At 70.4% G+C, this 14,923-nt stretch carries 13 protein-coding genes; 3 read left to right on the top strand and 10 right to left on the bottom strand.

Going from position 1 to position 14,923, the window contains the following annotated elements:
* Positions 1–6: 6 nt before the first annotated feature.
* The 3 genes from gspF to AC2D80_RS01395 all read left to right on the top strand — a co-directional run bounded on the left by gspF (position 7) and on the right by AC2D80_RS01395 (position 4,154).
* Positions 7–1,236 carry a type II secretion system inner membrane protein GspF gene (gene gspF / locus AC2D80_RS01405; RefSeq protein ID WP_484631191.1) on the top strand — a complete coding sequence of 410 codons (1,230 nt, stop codon included), beginning with the start codon at positions 7–9 and terminating at the stop codon, positions 1,234–1,236.
* A gap of 92 nt (positions 1,237–1,328) precedes the next feature.
* On the top strand, positions 1,329–2,225 hold the full coding sequence (locus tag AC2D80_RS01400; protein ID WP_484631190.1) for a 5'-nucleotidase: 897 nt from the start codon (positions 1,329–1,331) through the stop codon (positions 2,223–2,225).
* Positions 2,226–2,372: 147 nt separating this feature from the next.
* Positions 2,373–4,154 (top strand): ABC transporter ATP-binding protein/permease, encoded by a 1,782-nt coding sequence (locus tag AC2D80_RS01395; protein ID WP_484631189.1) that lies wholly within the window; start codon positions 2,373–2,375, stop codon positions 4,152–4,154.
* On the opposite strand, the gene queC is transcribed toward AC2D80_RS01395, so the two are convergent.
* The 10 genes from queC to AC2D80_RS01345 all read right to left on the bottom strand — a co-directional run bounded on the left by queC (position 4,118) and on the right by AC2D80_RS01345 (position 14,824).
* On the bottom strand, positions 4,118–4,855 hold the full coding sequence (gene queC, locus AC2D80_RS01390; RefSeq protein WP_484631188.1) for a 7-cyano-7-deazaguanine synthase QueC: 738 nt from the start codon (positions 4,853–4,855) through the stop codon (positions 4,118–4,120). The genes AC2D80_RS01395 and queC overlap by 37 nt on opposite strands.
* Positions 4,856–4,903: 48 nt before the next feature.
* Complete coding sequence (locus AC2D80_RS01385; protein ID WP_484631187.1) at positions 4,904–6,136, bottom strand: HDOD domain-containing protein; 1,233 nt, start codon at positions 6,134–6,136, stop codon at positions 4,904–4,906.
* Between the two features lie 15 nt (positions 6,137–6,151).
* A complete protein-coding gene (gene flgL / locus AC2D80_RS01380; protein ID WP_484631186.1) occupies positions 6,152–7,378 on the bottom strand; it encodes a flagellar hook-associated protein FlgL in 1,227 nt (408 codons plus the stop codon).
* Positions 7,379–7,395: 17 nt separating this feature from the next.
* A complete protein-coding gene (gene flgK, locus AC2D80_RS01375) occupies positions 7,396–9,273 on the bottom strand; it encodes a flagellar hook-associated protein FlgK (protein WP_484631185.1) in 1,878 nt (625 codons plus the stop codon).
* Between the two features lie 40 nt (positions 9,274–9,313).
* On the bottom strand, positions 9,314–10,153 hold the full coding sequence (gene flgJ / locus AC2D80_RS01370; RefSeq protein WP_484631184.1) for a flagellar assembly peptidoglycan hydrolase FlgJ: 840 nt from the start codon (positions 10,151–10,153) through the stop codon (positions 9,314–9,316).
* Between the two features lie 21 nt (positions 10,154–10,174).
* On the bottom strand, positions 10,175–11,350 hold the full coding sequence (locus AC2D80_RS01365; protein WP_484631183.1) for a flagellar basal body P-ring protein FlgI: 1,176 nt from the start codon (positions 11,348–11,350) through the stop codon (positions 10,175–10,177).
* An 11-nt stretch (positions 11,351–11,361) separates the two neighbouring features.
* The gene (locus AC2D80_RS01360; protein ID WP_484631182.1) at positions 11,362–12,048 is read right to left on the bottom strand and encodes a flagellar basal body L-ring protein FlgH; all 687 of its coding nucleotides are present in this window, start codon (positions 12,046–12,048) and stop codon (positions 11,362–11,364) included.
* A gap of 38 nt (positions 12,049–12,086) precedes the next feature.
* Positions 12,087–12,869, bottom strand: coding sequence for a flagellar basal-body rod protein FlgG (gene flgG / locus AC2D80_RS01355; RefSeq protein ID WP_484631181.1), 783 nt, complete (start codon positions 12,867–12,869; stop codon positions 12,087–12,089).
* A gap of 20 nt (positions 12,870–12,889) precedes the next feature.
* On the bottom strand, positions 12,890–13,627 hold the full coding sequence (gene flgF, locus AC2D80_RS01350; RefSeq protein ID WP_484631180.1) for a flagellar basal-body rod protein FlgF: 738 nt from the start codon (positions 13,625–13,627) through the stop codon (positions 12,890–12,892).
* 156 nt (positions 13,628–13,783) lie between these two features.
* Positions 13,784–14,824, bottom strand: a complete 1,041-nt coding sequence (locus AC2D80_RS01345) for a DUF6891 domain-containing protein (RefSeq protein ID WP_484631179.1) — start codon at positions 14,822–14,824, stop codon at positions 13,784–13,786.
* Between the last annotated feature and the right edge of the window lie 99 nt (positions 14,825–14,923).

The following is a 14,923-nucleotide window of genomic DNA, read 5'->3' as shown; positions in this document are numbered from 1 at the left end:
CTTGACGTGCCGGCCTATACCTTTGAAGCCCTGGACGCGCAGGGTCAGGTCCAGAAAGGCCTGATCGACGCCGACACCGCCCGCGCCGCGCGCAGCCAGCTGCGCGCACGGGCGCTGGTGCCGCTGGTGGTGGAGCCGGCCGCGGCGTCGGTGCAGGACACGCCCGCCGGCGGTCTCAACCCCGTCCTGTGGCGCGCGCGGGTGTTCAGCGCGATCGCGCTGGCGGTGTGGACGCGCCAGCTCGCCGGGCTGGTGAGCGCGGGCATGCCGCTGGAGCGCGCGCTCAGCGCGCTGGCCGACGAAGCGGAGGCCGAGCGACCGCGCAACCTGGTCGCCACGCTGCGCGCGGAGGTCAACGCCGGTTCGCCCTTCGCCCGCGCCCTCAGCCAGTTCCCGCGCGAGTTTGCCGGCGATTACGTCGCCGTCGTTGCCGCGGGAGAGCAAAGCGGGCAGCTCGGCGCGGTGCTGGAACGGCTGGCCGACGACCTGGAAGCCCGGGAAGCGCTCAAGAACCGGCTCATCGCCGCCTCGCTGTACCCGGCGATCGTGACCGCGGTGGCGGTGGTCATCGTGGTGTTTCTGGTGGCCTATGTCGTCCCGCAGGTGGCCAGCGTGTTCGAGGGCAGCCAGCGCGCGCTGCCGCTGCTGACCGTGGTGATGCTCGCCGTCAGCGGTTTCGTGCGGGCGTGGGGCGTGGCGCTGCTGGCGCTGCTGGCGCTGGCGGTGGTCGCTCTGGTGTTCGCCCGGCGGCAGCCGGCCCTGCGGCTGCGCATGGACGCGCTGTGGCTCACGCTGCCGCTCGTGGGTCGTCTGGCCCGCGGCTACAACGCCGCCCGCTTCGGCGCCACGCTGGCCATGCTCGCCGGCGCCGGCGTGCCGATCCTGCGCGCCCTGCAGACCGCCGCCGACACGCTGAACAACCGCGCCCTGCGCAACGACGCGCTGGACGCGCTGGCGCTGGTGCGCGAAGGCGCGCCGCTGGCCAGCGCGCTGGCCCAGCAGCGCCGCTTCCCGCCGCTGCTGGCCATGTTCGCCCGGCTGGGCGAGCAGACCGGCCAGCTCCCGGCCATGCTGCAACGCGCCGCGCAACAGCTGAGCAACGACGTGCAGCGCCGCGCCATGCACCTGGCCACGGTGCTGGAACCGCTGCTGATCGTGGCCATGGGCCTGATCGTGATGCTGATCGTGCTGGCGGTGCTCATGCCCATCATCGAACTCAACCAACTGGTGACCTGACGGCCCATGGTTTCCCGCGCTCCTTCCGTCGCGACATCGCCGCCCCCCCGGGCGGCACACACCGCCCTGGCGGCGGCCCGGTGGAGGATCTGATGGCGGTCACCCTCGACGGCAAGCTGGTGGTCGCGATTTCCTCGCGCGCGCTGTTCGACTTTGAGGAAGAAAACCGCCTGTTCGATCAGGGCGACGACCAGGCCTACATGCGCCTCCAGCTCGACCGGCTGGAGGAGCCGGCGCACCCCGGCGTGGCGTTTTCGCTGGTGAAGAAGCTGCTGGCCTTCAACGACGCGCAGGCGCAGCGGGTCGAGGTGGTGATGCTGTCGCGCAACGACCCGGTCTCCGGCCTGCGCGTGTTCCGCTCGATCAAGCAGCACCAGCTGCGCGTCGAGCGCGGCGTGTTCACCCGCGGGCGCGATCCGTACCACTACCTCACGCCGCTGCGCGCCAACCTGTTCCTCTCCGCCAACGCGGCCGACGTGCGCAAGGCCCTGGAGCTGGGCTTCCCGGCTGCCACGGTGGCGACCCACGCCGCGCGGGCGACCAATGCCTTCCCCAATGAAGTGCGCATCGCCTTCGACGGCGACGCCGTGCTCTTCTCCGACGAGGCCGAGCAGGTGTACCAGCGCGACGGTCTGCCGGCCTTCCAGCACCACGAGGCCAGCAAACGCACCCAGCCGCTGCCCGCCGGGCCGTTCAAGCCGCTGCTCGAAGCCCTGCACCGCCTGCAGCGCGAAGGCACGCCCGCCATGCGCATCCGCACTGCGCTGGTGACCGCCCGCAGCGCGCCGGCCCACGAGCGCGCCATCCGCACGCTCATGGACTGGAACATCGAGGTCGACGAAGCCATGTTCCTGGGTGGCCTGGCCAAGGGCGAGTTCCTGCGCGCGTTCGAGCCCGACTTCTTCTTCGACGACCAGACCGGCCACATCGAGTCCGCCGCGCGCCACGTGCCCGCCGGGCATGTCGCCGCCGGCATCGCCAACCCCTGACCCAGCCTGGCGGCGGTCCGCCCGGCGCGGAACCGCCGCGGCCGTCGGGCCGTCGAAGTCGTGCTGTCCGCCGGCCCTGTCGTCCCAACACGATTGGCGCCACCGTCCCCGCCCTGCCACCCGCACCGACCGCGCATGAATCCACCGATGACCAAGCTGCAAGCCTTCCGCGCCTTCGCGGCGCAAGCCTGGCGCCTGTCCAGCCCCTACTTCCACTCCGAAGAGAAGTGGAAGGCGCGCGGGCTGCTCGCCGCCATCGTCGCGCTCAACCTCGGCGCGGTGTACATGCTGGTGCTGATCAACGACTGGAACCGCGTGTTCTACGACGCGCTGCAGAACAAGGACGCGCCCGTGTTCTGGCGCGAGCTGGGCCGGTTCACCTACCTCGCCTTCGGCTTCATCCTGATCGCCGTCTACCGCTTCTACCTCACCCAGCTGCTGGAGATGCGCTGGCGCGCGTGGATGACCCACCACTACCTCGACCGCTGGCTGGCCCACAAGGCCTTCTACCAGATGGAAATCGCGCGCTTCGCCCGCGGTGGCGACGCCCCGCCCGACAACCCCGACCAGCGCATCGCCGAGGACGCCAACCTGTTCACGAGCTACACGGTGAGCCTGTCCATGGGCCTGCTCAACGCGGTGGTCACCTTCGTCTCCTTTGTCGGCATCCTGTGGTCGCTCTCCGGCAGCTTCACCGTCCCCCTGGGCGGGCAGGACATCACCATCCCCGGCTTCATGGTGTGGATGGCGGTGGTGTACTGCGTGGTCGGCAGCGTGATCACGCACTACATCGGCCGCCGCCAGATCGGCCTGAACTTCCGCCAGCAACGGCTGGAGGCCGACTTCCGGCACCACCTCGTGCGCGTGCGCGAGTCCAGCGAATCCATCGCGCTCGACCGGGGCGAGGCCGTCGAGCGCCAGCAACTCGGCCTGCGCTTCGGCGATGCCCTGGCCAACTACTTCCGCCTGCTCACCGCGCAAAAGCAGCTCACCTGGTTCACGGTGGGCTTTGGCCAGGCCGCGGTGGTGTTTCCGTTCATCGTGGCCGCGCCGCGCTTCTTCAGCGGCGCCATCCAGCTCGGCGAGCTGATGCAGATTGCCTCCGCCTTCGCGCGGGTGCAGGACTCGCTGTCGTGGTTCGTCGACAACTACAGCAGCCTGGCCGCCTGGCGCGCCACCACCGACCGCCTGACCAGCTTCGAGGCCAGCTTCGCCGCCCTGCCCGCCGCCGGCGCCGACCAGCGCACCGGCGCCGCGCCCGACGCCGACACGCTGATCGTGGACGCCGTGCGCGCCGACCGGCCCGGCGGTGGCGTGCCACTGCTCGCCGCCGCCGGCCTGGCCCTCCAGGCGGGCGACACGGTGCTCATCAGCGGCCCGTCGGGCAGCGGCAAGTCCACCTTGCTGCGCCTGCTCGCCGGCATCTGGCCCTGGGGCCAGCGTCACCTGCGCCTGCCCGCCGCCTTCGAGGCCGACGCGATGTTCCTGCCGCAGCGCGCCTACTTCCCCACCGGCCGCCTGCGCGACGCCCTCGCCTACCCCGAGGCCGCCGACCGCCACACCGACGACGAACTCCGCCAGGCCCTGCGCGACGCGCTGCTGCCCGAGCTCGTGGACCGCCTGGACGAACAGGGCGCCTGGGGCCAGACCCTTTCCGGCGGCGAGCAACAACGGCTGGCGATCGCGCGCGCCCTGCTCAAGCGGCCCCGCTGGCTGTTCGCCGACGAAGCCACCAGCGCCCTCGACGAGGCGGCCGAGACCCAACTCGTGGAGCGCCTGCGCAATCTCGTGGCCCAGCGCCACGGCGCGCTCGTCTCCATCGCCCACCGCCCGGGCGTCGCGGCTTTCCACCGCAGCCGCTGGACGCTGGAGCCGGCCGGGGAGGAGGCGCGTTACCGGGTGGTGCCGGTGCCCGCCGGGACAACGTAACGCGCCCAGCCCGCCGCGCGCAGTTCACACGCCGGGCAACGGCCGCAGCCGTAGCCCCAGGGGTGGCGGTGGTCGCGGTCGCCGAGGTAGCAGGTGTGGCTGTGTTCGACGATCAGGTCGACCAGCGCGGCGCCGCCGAGGTCGCGGGCGAGCTGCCAGGTGGCGGCCTTGTCGATCCACATCAGGGGGGTGTCGATGAGGAAGCGGTGGTCCATGCCGAGCGACAGCGCCACCTGCAGCGCCTTCATGGTGTCGTCGCGGCAGTCGGGGTAACCGGAAAAGTCGGTCTCGCACACGCCCGTGACCAGCACGCTCAGGCCCCGCCGGTAGGCCAGCGCGGCGGCCAGCGTGAGGAACAGCAGGTTGCGGCCGGGCACGAAGGTGTTGGGCAGGCCGCTGGCCTCCATGCGGAAGGCCATGTCGCGGGTGAGCGAGGTCTCGCTCACCGCGCCGAGCACGGCCAGGTCGAGCACATGGTCCTCGCCCAGCCGCGCGGCCCAGTCCGGCCAGCCGGCGCGCAGCCCGTCAAGCACCGCCAGCCGCGCCTGGAGTTCGACGCGGTGGCGCTGGCCGTAGTCGAACCCCATGGTCTCGACATGGTCGTAGCGGGTCAGGGCGTGGGCCAGGCAGGTGGTGGAGTCCTGCCCGCCGGAGAACAGCACGAGGGCGCGGCGGTGGGTGGCGGTGGGGGCGGCGGTCATGGCGCGATTGTCGCGCCGGGCCGGCGGCGGCGCGTCAGATCCGCCGCATCACGTCAGGCGCTCGGAGCGGCGGCTGGTGTGGCTGTGGCTGGTGGCGAGCATGCGCAGCAAGGCGCGGTTGGCCTGCTCCAGCGGAATCTCGTGGCGGCGTGCGAGGGCGGGCAGGCGCTCCATGCCGGCGACATCGGCCAGCGCGCGGGCCATGTCCACCAGCGGGAAATATGGGCCGTCGCGGCGCAGCACGGCGTCAAACATGCGCCCGGGCAGCGGCAGCTTGGTGAGCAGCTCGCCCAGCGGCCGGTTGAGCAGGCGGTCGAGCTGCCCCAGCAGCGCGGTGGTGTAGACCTCCGAGCGCAGGCTGTCGTCGGAGCCGGTGGCCAGCAGGTGTTGCGCCAGCCGGGCGCGCATGACCATGGACAGGCGCACCGGGTGGAGATCGCCGTCGGGTTCGCCCTCGGGCAGCTGCTCGCGCAACCAGCGCCCCAGTTCGCGCAAGCCCAGCATCATGAGCGCGTGGCGCAGCGAGTCGATCTCGCGGCGCAGGCCATAGGCGGCGGAGTTCACCAGGAGCAGGATGCGATAGACCAGGACCGCGTCCTGGCGCACCACGCGCTCGAGGTGTTCGACCGAACACTCCTCGTCGTCGATGGCCTCCAGCACCTCGCGGATCACGCCCACGTCGTAGGCCACCGCGTGGTGTCGGTGGGAGGCCAGCACGTCGGCGTCCGGCCAGCCGACCAGGCCCCAGACACCGTGCTGCTCCAGGCAGGCGGCGGCCAGGGCCCGCGTGGTCACGCCCTGCATCAACAGGCCGGCCGGCATGCGCAGGCGCCGCTGGCCGGGCCGTTCGGGTTCGGCGAGCAGGGCGGCCTCGTCCTCGCTGGGCGTGGCCAGGCTGCGGGTGTCGATGGGCGGCATGGCCTCCGCGCGCAACGCGCCCAGGGGCGCCACGCGCAGGAGCTGGTGGCCGCGGCGCACGGCGTGAGCCAGGCGCGCCAGCGATTCCGCACCGCGGTACAAGTCGTTGGGCACCTCCAGCCAGGTGTTGCCCACCGGATCGCCCTGCAGCGCCCCATGCAACAGCCGCGGGTGCTCGATGGAGAGGATCAGCACCGGCGCGCTCGCCGGCCAGTCTTCACCGATCGCCTGCAACAGATGCCCCGCGTCCACCGCATCGATCAGCTGCGGCCGCACGTGCAGCCGCACCGCGGCGAGGCCGCGTTCGCGGTCGAACACCGGCTCGTAGGCCAGGCAGACGCTGTCGAGAACGCTTTGGGCCATGCCGCCAGTCTCCGTTCAACCGAGCGCCGAGAACAGCGACAGGCGCTGGATCTGGGCGTACGACTTGATGGCCGCCTCGAAGGCGGTCTGCTGTTTCTGAAAGTCGGAGATGCCCTCAACCATGTCGAGGTCCTCGTACGACGACTTCTCTTTCTTGAACGCCAGGTCGCGGTCGGTGAACAGCGATTCCAGCGAGTCGGCGCGGTTGAGCCATTCACCCACCCGGCCGCGCGCCAGCAGCACGCGGTCGTGCCCCGCGTCGATTTCGGCGATCGCGCGCTCCAGGCCGTGCCGGCGCACCGCCGTCTCGTTGCTGCCCTCGGACCGCAACACCTCGATCGCGCTCTGAACCACCGCGAAGATGTCGGTGGCCGGCGGGTTGGCGGTGATCTCCAGGGTGTCGCCGGTGGCTGGTGTGCCTTGCAGCTGCAACTGGATGCCCTCGAACTCGATCGTCATCTCGGGCGTGTAGGCCACGCCGTTGTGTCCCGCCACCGGCGCGGCCGGCACCGCGGTCGTGTCGATCACCGAGTAGGTCATGCCGCCCGGCGTCTGGGTGAATTCGATGCGGTAGTTGCTGCCGGTGAGCGCGGTGGCGTCGCTCACCTGCCCGAGGTTGGCGCTCGCGCCCCCGGTGTTGCCGGCGCCCAGCGACACGGCGAACGCGCCGTTGCCCTGCGGCACGCGCATCCAGATGGCGTCGCCGTCCAGGGCCGCGGGCAGCGCGTTGTCGCCCGGGGCGACCTGGCCGCGCTGGCCATCGAAACGCACGCCGGCGCCGGTGGCGGTGTAGAGGTCCACGAACGGGCGCGGCGAGCCGCCCAGGCCGCCGAACAGCGTGCGCCCGGCGTTGTCGGTGCGGTTGGCCACGGCGATCATCTGCTCGCGCAGGCCTTCGAGCTGCTTGGCGATGTCGGCGCGTTCGGCGTCGGTGAAGGTGCCGTTGCCGGCGGACACCAGCAGCTCGCGCACCCGCATGATCAGTTCGCCGGACTCCGCCAGCCCGCTCTCGGCCTGCTCCAGGCTGGTGCGCGAGGCGTCGAGCGCGCGCTGGTCGGCCTGCACGCGGGTGAGGCGGTTCTGCGCGGTTTCGGCCAGCGTGGCGGCGACCGGGTCGTCGCTGGCCTTGAGCACGCGCTTGCCGCTGGAGAGCCGCTCCTGCTGGCGCGCCATCTCGGTCTGGCGCTGCATGAGGTTGTCGACGGTGCGGTCGAAGGTGTTGGCGGTGGCGATGCGCATCATGGCGGTCTCCCGGTGGCTCAACGGCCGACGGTTTGCAGCAGGCTGTCGAAGGTGCTCTGCGCGATCTGCAGGAACTTGGCGGACGCCTGGTAGGCCTGCTGGTACTGCAGGAGCCGGGCGGCTTCCTCGTCGAGGTTGACGCCGGCCACATTGGCGCGGGCGGTTTCGGCGGTGGCGGCCACGTTGCCGGAGAAGCGCGCGGCGAACTGGGCGCTCTGCACCCGCGTGCCGACGTCGGAGAACAGGCTCACATAGCCGTCGGACAAGGGCACGCCCTCGAAGGTCTGCAGGTCACGCAGGGCGAGGATGCCGGCGGCGTTGCCGGCGTTCTGGGCGAGCGAGTTGCTGGGGGCGGCGCTGACGGTGAAGCGGTCGCCCGCCGTCGGGCTGCCGCGCAGCGTGAGGCTCCAGCCGTTGACCTCGATGGGCTGGCCAGGCGCGAAGGCCTGACTGGGCAGCGCGCCGTTGACGGTGTAGGTGCCGTCGGCGAGGAATTCGATGTCCACGCTGGGGATCGGGCTGCCGACCGGCCCGGTGGCGTACAGGCGCTCGATGCTCAAACCCCCGGCGTTGGTGGTCGCGGGGCTGACCATCACCGGGCTGGCCGCGGCGAGGCGGTCCGGCGCGCCGATGGCCACCGACAAGTTGCGCGCCACGGCCTCGAACGGGCGCAGGCGGTAGCGGTCGCCGGACGCGACGGCGCCGCTGTCGAGGGTGAAGCGCAGGCCGTCGATGTCGACCGGGAAAGCCGCCACCGACGTGCTCTGGTTGTCGGACAGGCGCACGATGCTGGTGCCCGTGGCGTCGGTGCGGATCTCGTAGTCGGAGGCGATCAGCGCGGTGGCGTCGATCACGGTGGCGGTGAACTGCCCGGTGCCGGCGTTGGACGGCGCGGCCAGCGAGGCCGCCGCGGCCGGTGGCACGAAGAAGTCGGCGCCGGGGGTGCCGGTCAGGTCCACGCCCAGGCGGTGCTGCTCATTGACCAGCGTGGCGGTGGCCAGGGCCAGACGCCCCACCTGCGCCTGCACCGAACCAAGGTCCTCGTTCAGGAAGGTCATCAGGCCGGCGAGTTCGCCGCCGCCCAGTGCGGCGGGGTCGATCGGCGTGCTGGCGCCGCCCTGCACGAAGTTGAGCGCAATGCGCGAGCTGTCCACCGGGTCGCGCCCCACCGCCAGGCGGCTGGGCTGCTGGCCCAGCACCAGCGGCTGGCTGCCCGCCACGAAGACGTTGACCGTGCCGCTCTCGCCCGGCACGGTGCTGATCTGGACGAACTGGCTCATCTGGCGCAGCAGCTGGTCGCGTTCGTCGAACAGGTCGTTGGGCGTGTGGGTGCCGCCGGCCGTTTCGATGATGCGCTGGTTGACCGCCGCCAGGTCCTGGGCGAGGCGGTTGATGTTGTCCACGGTGCCGCCGACCTGAAGTTCGGTGGCCTGCTTGATGGCGTCGAGCTGGCCGGCGGTGTTGCGCAGGCGGCTGGCGAACTCGTCGGCCCGGGTGAGCACCACCACGCGGGCGGTCAGGTTGCTCGGCGAGGTCGACACGTCGTTCCACGCGTTGAGCATGTCGTTCATCGCGGCGCCGAGGCCGCCGCTGCCCGTGGGGAACACGGCCTCCAGCTGGTTGAGGCGGTCCAGGCGCAGCTGGTCGGCCGCGGCAACCGAAGCGGTGGCCTGCGCTTCGCGGGTGAGGTAGGCGTTGTGGGCGCGCTCCACCGTGGCGAGCTCCACGCCCTTGCCGATGTAGCCGCTGCCGAAGGACTGGTAACCGGCCGAGCGCAGCTGCACGGTCTGGCGCGAGTAGCCCTCGGTGTTGACGTTGGCGATGTTGTGGCCGATGACCTGCAGCGCCGCCAGGTTGGTGTTGAGCGCGCGGGCGCCGATGTTCAGGGCTGACATGGCTGGGGCTCCAGGGTCGGACGGATCGGGTCAGGGTGGGTCATGCCTGGGCGCGCTGCAGGCTCAGCGTGGTGTTGATGGCGCGGCTGAGTTTGGCGGCGTACTGCGGGTCGGTGGCGTAGCCGGCGCGCTGCAGGCTCTGCGCAAAACCCTGCACCGAATGCAGCTGGTCCATGACCGCGTCGTAGCGCGGGCTGTTGCCAATCAGGCGGGCGTAGTCGCGGAAGGCGTCGTCGTAGCTGTCGTAGGCGCGGAAGCGCGCCGTGACCTTGCGCGGCTCGCCGTTGATGTATTCGGTGGTGATCACCTCGGCGGTCTTGCCCTTCCAGCCCGGCCCGGCCTTGATGCCGAACAGGTTGAAGGAGTTCGAGCCGTCGCGGTGGCGGATCTCGCTGCGGCCCCAGCCGGTCTCGTGGCCGGCCTGGCCGATCATGAAGCTGGCCGGGATGCCCGTCTCGCGCGACACAGCCGCGGCGGCGGCGCTGTGCTGCGCCACGAACGCGGCCTGGCGCGGGCCCGCGCCCACGCGCTCGACGGTGGACGTCACCGGCGGCGCCACGGGTGTGGCGGGCTGACCACTCATCTGGCGGGCCAGCTGGCGCTCAATGGCTTCGGCCAGGCCGCCGGGCATGCCGGCGAGGCTGACCGCGAGCTGCTGGTCGAGCAGGTCGGTGCCCAGGTTCTCGCCCGCGCTGTCGGTCAGGCCGCTCTTCTGGGTCGCCTCGCGCATGCTCTTGATCAGTTCGCGCATGAACAGCGACTCGAACTGGCGGGCCGCTTCTTTCAGCGCGGCGCGGTCGTTGCCGCCGGCCTTGAGCGCGCCCAGCGCCGACGGGTCGGCGGCGAGGCCGCGGGGCATGAGGGGAGAAGCGTTGAGCATCGGGGCGTCCTCCGGGGGTCCTCAGATGATCTCCAGCTCGGCGTTGAGCGCGCCGGCGGCCTTGATGGCCTGCAGGATGGCCAGCAGGTCCTGGGGCGTCGCGCCCAGCGCATTGAGCGCCTTGACGACGTCGGCGAGCTTGGGGGCGGTGTCGAGCTGGATCAGCGAGCCCTTGTCCTGGCTGATCTGGATGTTGGTGCGCTCGGTGACCACGGTCTCACCGCCCGACAGCGGGTTGGGCTGGCTGACCACCGGGGTCGAGCTGATGCTCACCGACAGGTTGCCATGCGCCACCGCGCAGGCACCCAGCGTGACGGCCTGGTTCATGACGATGGAGCCGGTGCGCGAATTGATGACCACGCGCGCGGCGGGCACCGCGGCGTCCAGCCGCACGTCCTCCACCCGCGCGAGGAACGCCACGCGGGCGTTGGGGTCGGCCGGCGCGCGCAGGCGCACCACGCGGCCGTCCACCGCCGCGGCGGTGCCCGGGCCGATGGCCTTGTTGATTGCCTCCGTGACGCGGCTGGCGGTGGCGAAGTCGTTGCTCTGCAGGCCGAGGTCGATGGTCTCGCCCAGGGCAAAGGGCGTGGCCACCGCGCGCTCGACCTGACCGCCGCCGGGGATGCGGCCGGCGCTCAGGTGGTTGATCTGCACCTTGCTGCCACCGGCCGAGGCGCCGGCGCCGCCGACCAGCAGGTTGCCTTGGGCGAGGGCGTAGATCTCGCCGTCGGCGCCTTTGAGCGGCGTGGTGATCAGGGTGCCGCCGCGCAGCGACTTGGCGTTGCCGATGGACGACACGGTGACATCGAAGGTCTGGCCGGGCTGGGCGAAAGCCGGCAGCTGGGCGGTGACGAGCACGGCCGCCACGTTCTTGAGCTGCGGGTTGACGCCCGGCGGCAGGCTCAACCCGAGCTGCTGGAGGTAGTTGGCCAGGCTCTGGCCGGTGTAGGGCATCTGGGTGGTCTGGTCGCCCGTGCCGTCCAGACCCACCACCAGGCCATAGCCGGTGAGCTGGTTGGTGCGCACGCCCTGCACCGCGGCGACTTCCTTCACCCGGATGCTTTGCGCCAGGGTCGGCAGCGCCGACGCGGCGAGGATCAGTGTGGCGAGGGCCATCCACACCCGGCGCAGCGCGCGGGCGGCAGAAGCGGGGGTGGCGCGGGTGTTCATGGGAGCGCAGGGGATGTGGCGGTTCATGGTGGCGGCCTTCAGAACGGCAGCACCGTCAAAAAGAAGCGGGCGAGCCAGCCCATCGACATGACCTCGCCCTGCTGGCCGCGGCTGCGCGACTCGATGCGGGCGTTGGCGACCTGGGTCGACGAGACCACGTTGCCCGGGCGGATGAAGCGCGGGTCGATGGTGCCGGAGAAGCGCAGCACGTCCACGTTGGCATTCACGCCGGTCTGCTTCTCACCCACCACGAGCAGGTGGCCGTTGGGCAGCACTTCCTGCACGGTGGCGGTGATGCTGCCGGAGAAGGTGTTGTTGCTCTGCGTGGCGCCGTCGCCGCTGAAGCTGTTGTCCGACTGGGCACCCGCGTTCAGGCGGCCCAGGGTGCCGGCGTTCAGGAAGGGGAAGGCCGAGATGCCGCTGGAGACTTCGCCGCTGCGCTCGATGGACGACGAGTTGGTCTGGCTGGCGGTCACGCGCTCGGTGATCTGGATGGTGACCGCGTCGCCGGGCAACCGGGCACGCGGGTCCTCGAAGCCGGGACGGTAGGTGGCGGCCTGGAACAGGCTGCCGGTGGGTGCGGCGGCGGGCGCGGCGGGCTGCACATAGCGCACCGGCTGGGCCGGCACCAGGTCGACCTGCGGCACGCGCTGCAGCGTCTCGCAGCCAGCCAGCAGAAACAGGGGCGCCAGCCAGAGGGCGGACAAACGCGGGCGGGAGGACATGGCGGTCTCGGTGGTGTTCGGGGCGGTGGATCGCTGCATCACAGCTGCGACAGGCGCTGCAGCATCTGGTCGGAGGTCTGGATGGCCTTGGAATTCATCTCGTAGGCGCGCTGCGTCTGGATCATGCTGACCAGCTCCTGCACCACGTTCACGTTGGACGCCTCGGTGTAGCCCTGCATCAGCGAGCCCATGCCGGTGGTGCCCGGCGCGCCGTTGATGGGGTTGCCGGAGGCCACGCTCTCGCGAAACAGGTTCTGGCCCATCGGCTCCAGGCCGGCCGGGTTGATGAAATTGGCCAGCTCGATCGAGCCCACCTGCTGCGGCGTGGTGTTGCCGGGCAGCTTGGCGGTCACGATGCCGTCGCTGGAGATGGTGATGCTGGTGGTCTCGGGCGGCAGGGTGATGCCGGCGGTCAGCGGGTAGCCGCTGGAGGTGACCATCTGGCCCTGGGCGTTGAGCTGAAAGCTGCCGTCGCGGGTGTAGGCGGTGGTGCCGTCGGGCATGGCGATCTGGAAAAAGCCCTGTCCGTTGATGGCCACGTCCAGCGCGTTGCCGGACTGCTGCACACTGCCCTGCGTGAACTGGCGGGCGGTGGCCACGGTGCGCACCCCCAGACCGACCTGCAGGCCGGTCGGCAGCTCGGCCTGCTGCGCAGCGTTGGCGCCGACCTGGCGCAGGTTCTGGTACATCAGGTCCTCGAACACCGCGCTGGAGCGCTTGAAGCCGTTGGTCGAGACGTTGGCCAGGTTGTTGGAGATGACGTCGAGCTGCGTCTGCTGCGCCGTCATGCCGGTCTTGGAAATCATCAGCGAGTTGATCATGGTCGCTCCTGGGGCCGGCCTCAGCCGTTGATGTTGAGCAGCTGGGCTGCGGTGCGGTCATTGGTTTCGCCGTTCTGCAGCATGCGCATCTGCACCTCGAACTGGCGTGCCACGGCGATCATGTCGACCATGGCGGAAATCGGGTTGACGTTGGAGCCTTCGAGCGCGCCGTCCTGCAGCCGCGCGGTCTCGCTGGCGGGCAGCGGGTCGCCGCCGGGACCGCGGAACAGGCCGTCGTCGCCGCGGCGCAGCGGGTTGTCGGCGTCGGGCTCGACCATCTTCAGCCGGCCCACCGCCTGCGCCGGCTCGTTGCCCACCCGGGCGCTGACGGTGCCGTCGGCGGCGATGTCCACGCGGGCGTTGGCCGGGATCGTGATCGGGCCGCCGTCGCCCAGCATCGGCAGGCCGTTGGCGCCGACCAGCGTCCCTTCGGTGTTGATCTGCAGGCCGCCCGCACGGGTGTAGGCCTCGGTGCCATCGAGCGCCTGCACCGCGAACCACGCGCTGCCCTGGGCGGCCACGTCGAGGTTGCGGCCGGTCGCCGTCACGCTGCCGGGCAGCTCCGAGTGACCCGCGGTGGCCTCGATGGCAAACACGCGCGTGCTGGCGCCGTCGCCGCGCACCGGCACCGCGCGAAACGCAGAGAGTTCGGCGCGGAAGCCGGGCGTAGACAGGTTGGCCAGGTTGTTGCTCAGCACCTGCTGGCGGTGCTGGGCGGCGCTGGCGCCGGTCATGGCGGTGTAGATGAGGCGGTCCATGCACAAATCCTTCCAAACGCCGGAGCCCCATCAGTCAGGCTGAGGGGACGGCGTGAACGGATTGTGGAAATTCTTAAGGGGGAACAAAGCCCTGAATAACGCGCAGCGGGTGGCGCTATTCACCGCTTCCCGGTGCAGACCGGGAGGGCTCGCGCATCAGTCCGGGGTGCGCCGCCGCCAGCGAAAGCCAGGCAAATGGATGCGCTCGTTGTCAGTGCCGCTCCAGACGGGCTGCAGCCCACGCTGCCGAAGCGCTTCGACCACACGCGTGCCAATGGCCACGTAGTCGTCGGCATCCTCGCTGTACAGATGCAGAAACGCCACTCTCAGGCCCTCGCCGTCAAAGGCGTGGTCCATATCCTGGGTGTGGAAGAAGCAGGCCCCTTCGAACTTCTCGACGTTCGGGTCCAGCTCGTCGGTGCGCTCATGCACCAGCTCGGCCCCTTCGTCCAGGCAGTCGCCTGCGTATTGCATGGCAAAAACGTCTCCTTCGGTCAGATCGGCAAACGCATCGTCGAGTCGGTCGTTGTCGGTCTCTTCAGGCCACGTGGCCTCGGCCGCGCGCTTCTTGGCGAGCACATGGGCTGCAAAGGCGTGAAGGACATCGGCATCGATGTCTTCATCTTCATCGGCGCGCTCTTTAATCAGCGCACCGATCTGTTCGGGCGAGTGGTAGCCGTACCAGATCCAGCGAACCACCTCGGCACGCAGATCGCTCTCGGCGCTGTCGACATCCTCGCTGTCTTCGTAGTCGCTCAACGGATTGGGTTCATGTTCCACGTATGCCTGACGACACAGGGCAGCGATGTCGTCTACCGGCCACGGCTTCGCAAAACGCTTGTCTCCATGTCGGCGCACACCCACCTGCCGCAAACGGGCATCGAAGCAGAGAAAGTGATCCCGGCCGTAGGGGTAGAGAAGCTGGTATTCCCGGTAATGGGAATCGGCGCTGGGCAGCCATTCGGCATCGAGGAACACATCAAACGAACTGTCGCGCGCCGCTGCGAAAGCGGCGCACTCGCGAAGGACTCGGTCCACTGTCTCGCTCGACGGCTTGACGCCTGCGAACCACACGGTGACAGAAAGGATGTGATCCGAGCGATTGAGAGTAGCGCTGACCCTGGCACCGACGGCGCGCGCTGGCAACCAGTCGTCAGAGAGGTTGTGGAAGGACCACGAATCATTGGCGGAAGACATGGGCGCGACATTCGGTCGGGTAAGAACCCAACGATGCTAAGAGCCCACCCCTCGCGCGCAATACTTCCACGGTGCTATTTGAGATCACGCCTCTTGACG

This window comes from Hydrogenophaga sp. T66, from assembly GCF_057219855.1.
The sequence above is the reverse complement of the archived record's forward strand: the minus strand, read 5'-3'. Positions and strand labels throughout refer to the sequence as shown.

Coding starts and splice junctions, on each gene's coding strand:
- AC2D80_RS01400 (WP_484631190.1), top strand. CDS start 1,329: ATGGCGGTCACCCTCGACGGCAAGCTGGTGGTCGCGATTTCCTCGCGC.
- AC2D80_RS01395 (WP_484631189.1), top strand. CDS start 2,373: ATGACCAAGCTGCAAGCCTTCCGCGCCTTCGCGGCGCAAGCCTGGCGC.
- queC (WP_484631188.1), bottom strand. CDS start 4,855: ATGACCGCCGCCCCCACCGCCACCCACCGCCGCGCCCTCGTGCTGTTC.
- AC2D80_RS01385 (WP_484631187.1), bottom strand. CDS start 6,136: ATGGCCCAAAGCGTTCTCGACAGCGTCTGCCTGGCCTACGAGCCGGTG.
- flgL (WP_484631186.1), bottom strand. CDS start 7,378: ATGATGCGCATCGCCACCGCCAACACCTTCGACCGCACCGTCGACAAC.
- flgK (WP_484631185.1), bottom strand. CDS start 9,273: ATGTCAGCCCTGAACATCGGCGCCCGCGCGCTCAACACCAACCTGGCG.
- flgJ (WP_484631184.1), bottom strand. CDS start 10,153: ATGCTCAACGCTTCTCCCCTCATGCCCCGCGGCCTCGCCGCCGACCCG.
- AC2D80_RS01365 (WP_484631183.1), bottom strand. CDS start 11,350: ATGAACCGCCACATCCCCTGCGCTCCCATGAACACCCGCGCCACCCCC.
- AC2D80_RS01360 (WP_484631182.1), bottom strand. CDS start 12,048: ATGTCCTCCCGCCCGCGTTTGTCCGCCCTCTGGCTGGCGCCCCTGTTT.
- flgG (WP_484631181.1), bottom strand. CDS start 12,869: ATGATCAACTCGCTGATGATTTCCAAGACCGGCATGACGGCGCAGCAG.
- flgF (WP_484631180.1), bottom strand. CDS start 13,627: ATGGACCGCCTCATCTACACCGCCATGACCGGCGCCAGCGCCGCCCAG.
- AC2D80_RS01345 (WP_484631179.1), bottom strand. CDS start 14,824: ATGTCTTCCGCCAATGATTCGTGGTCCTTCCACAACCTCTCTGACGAC.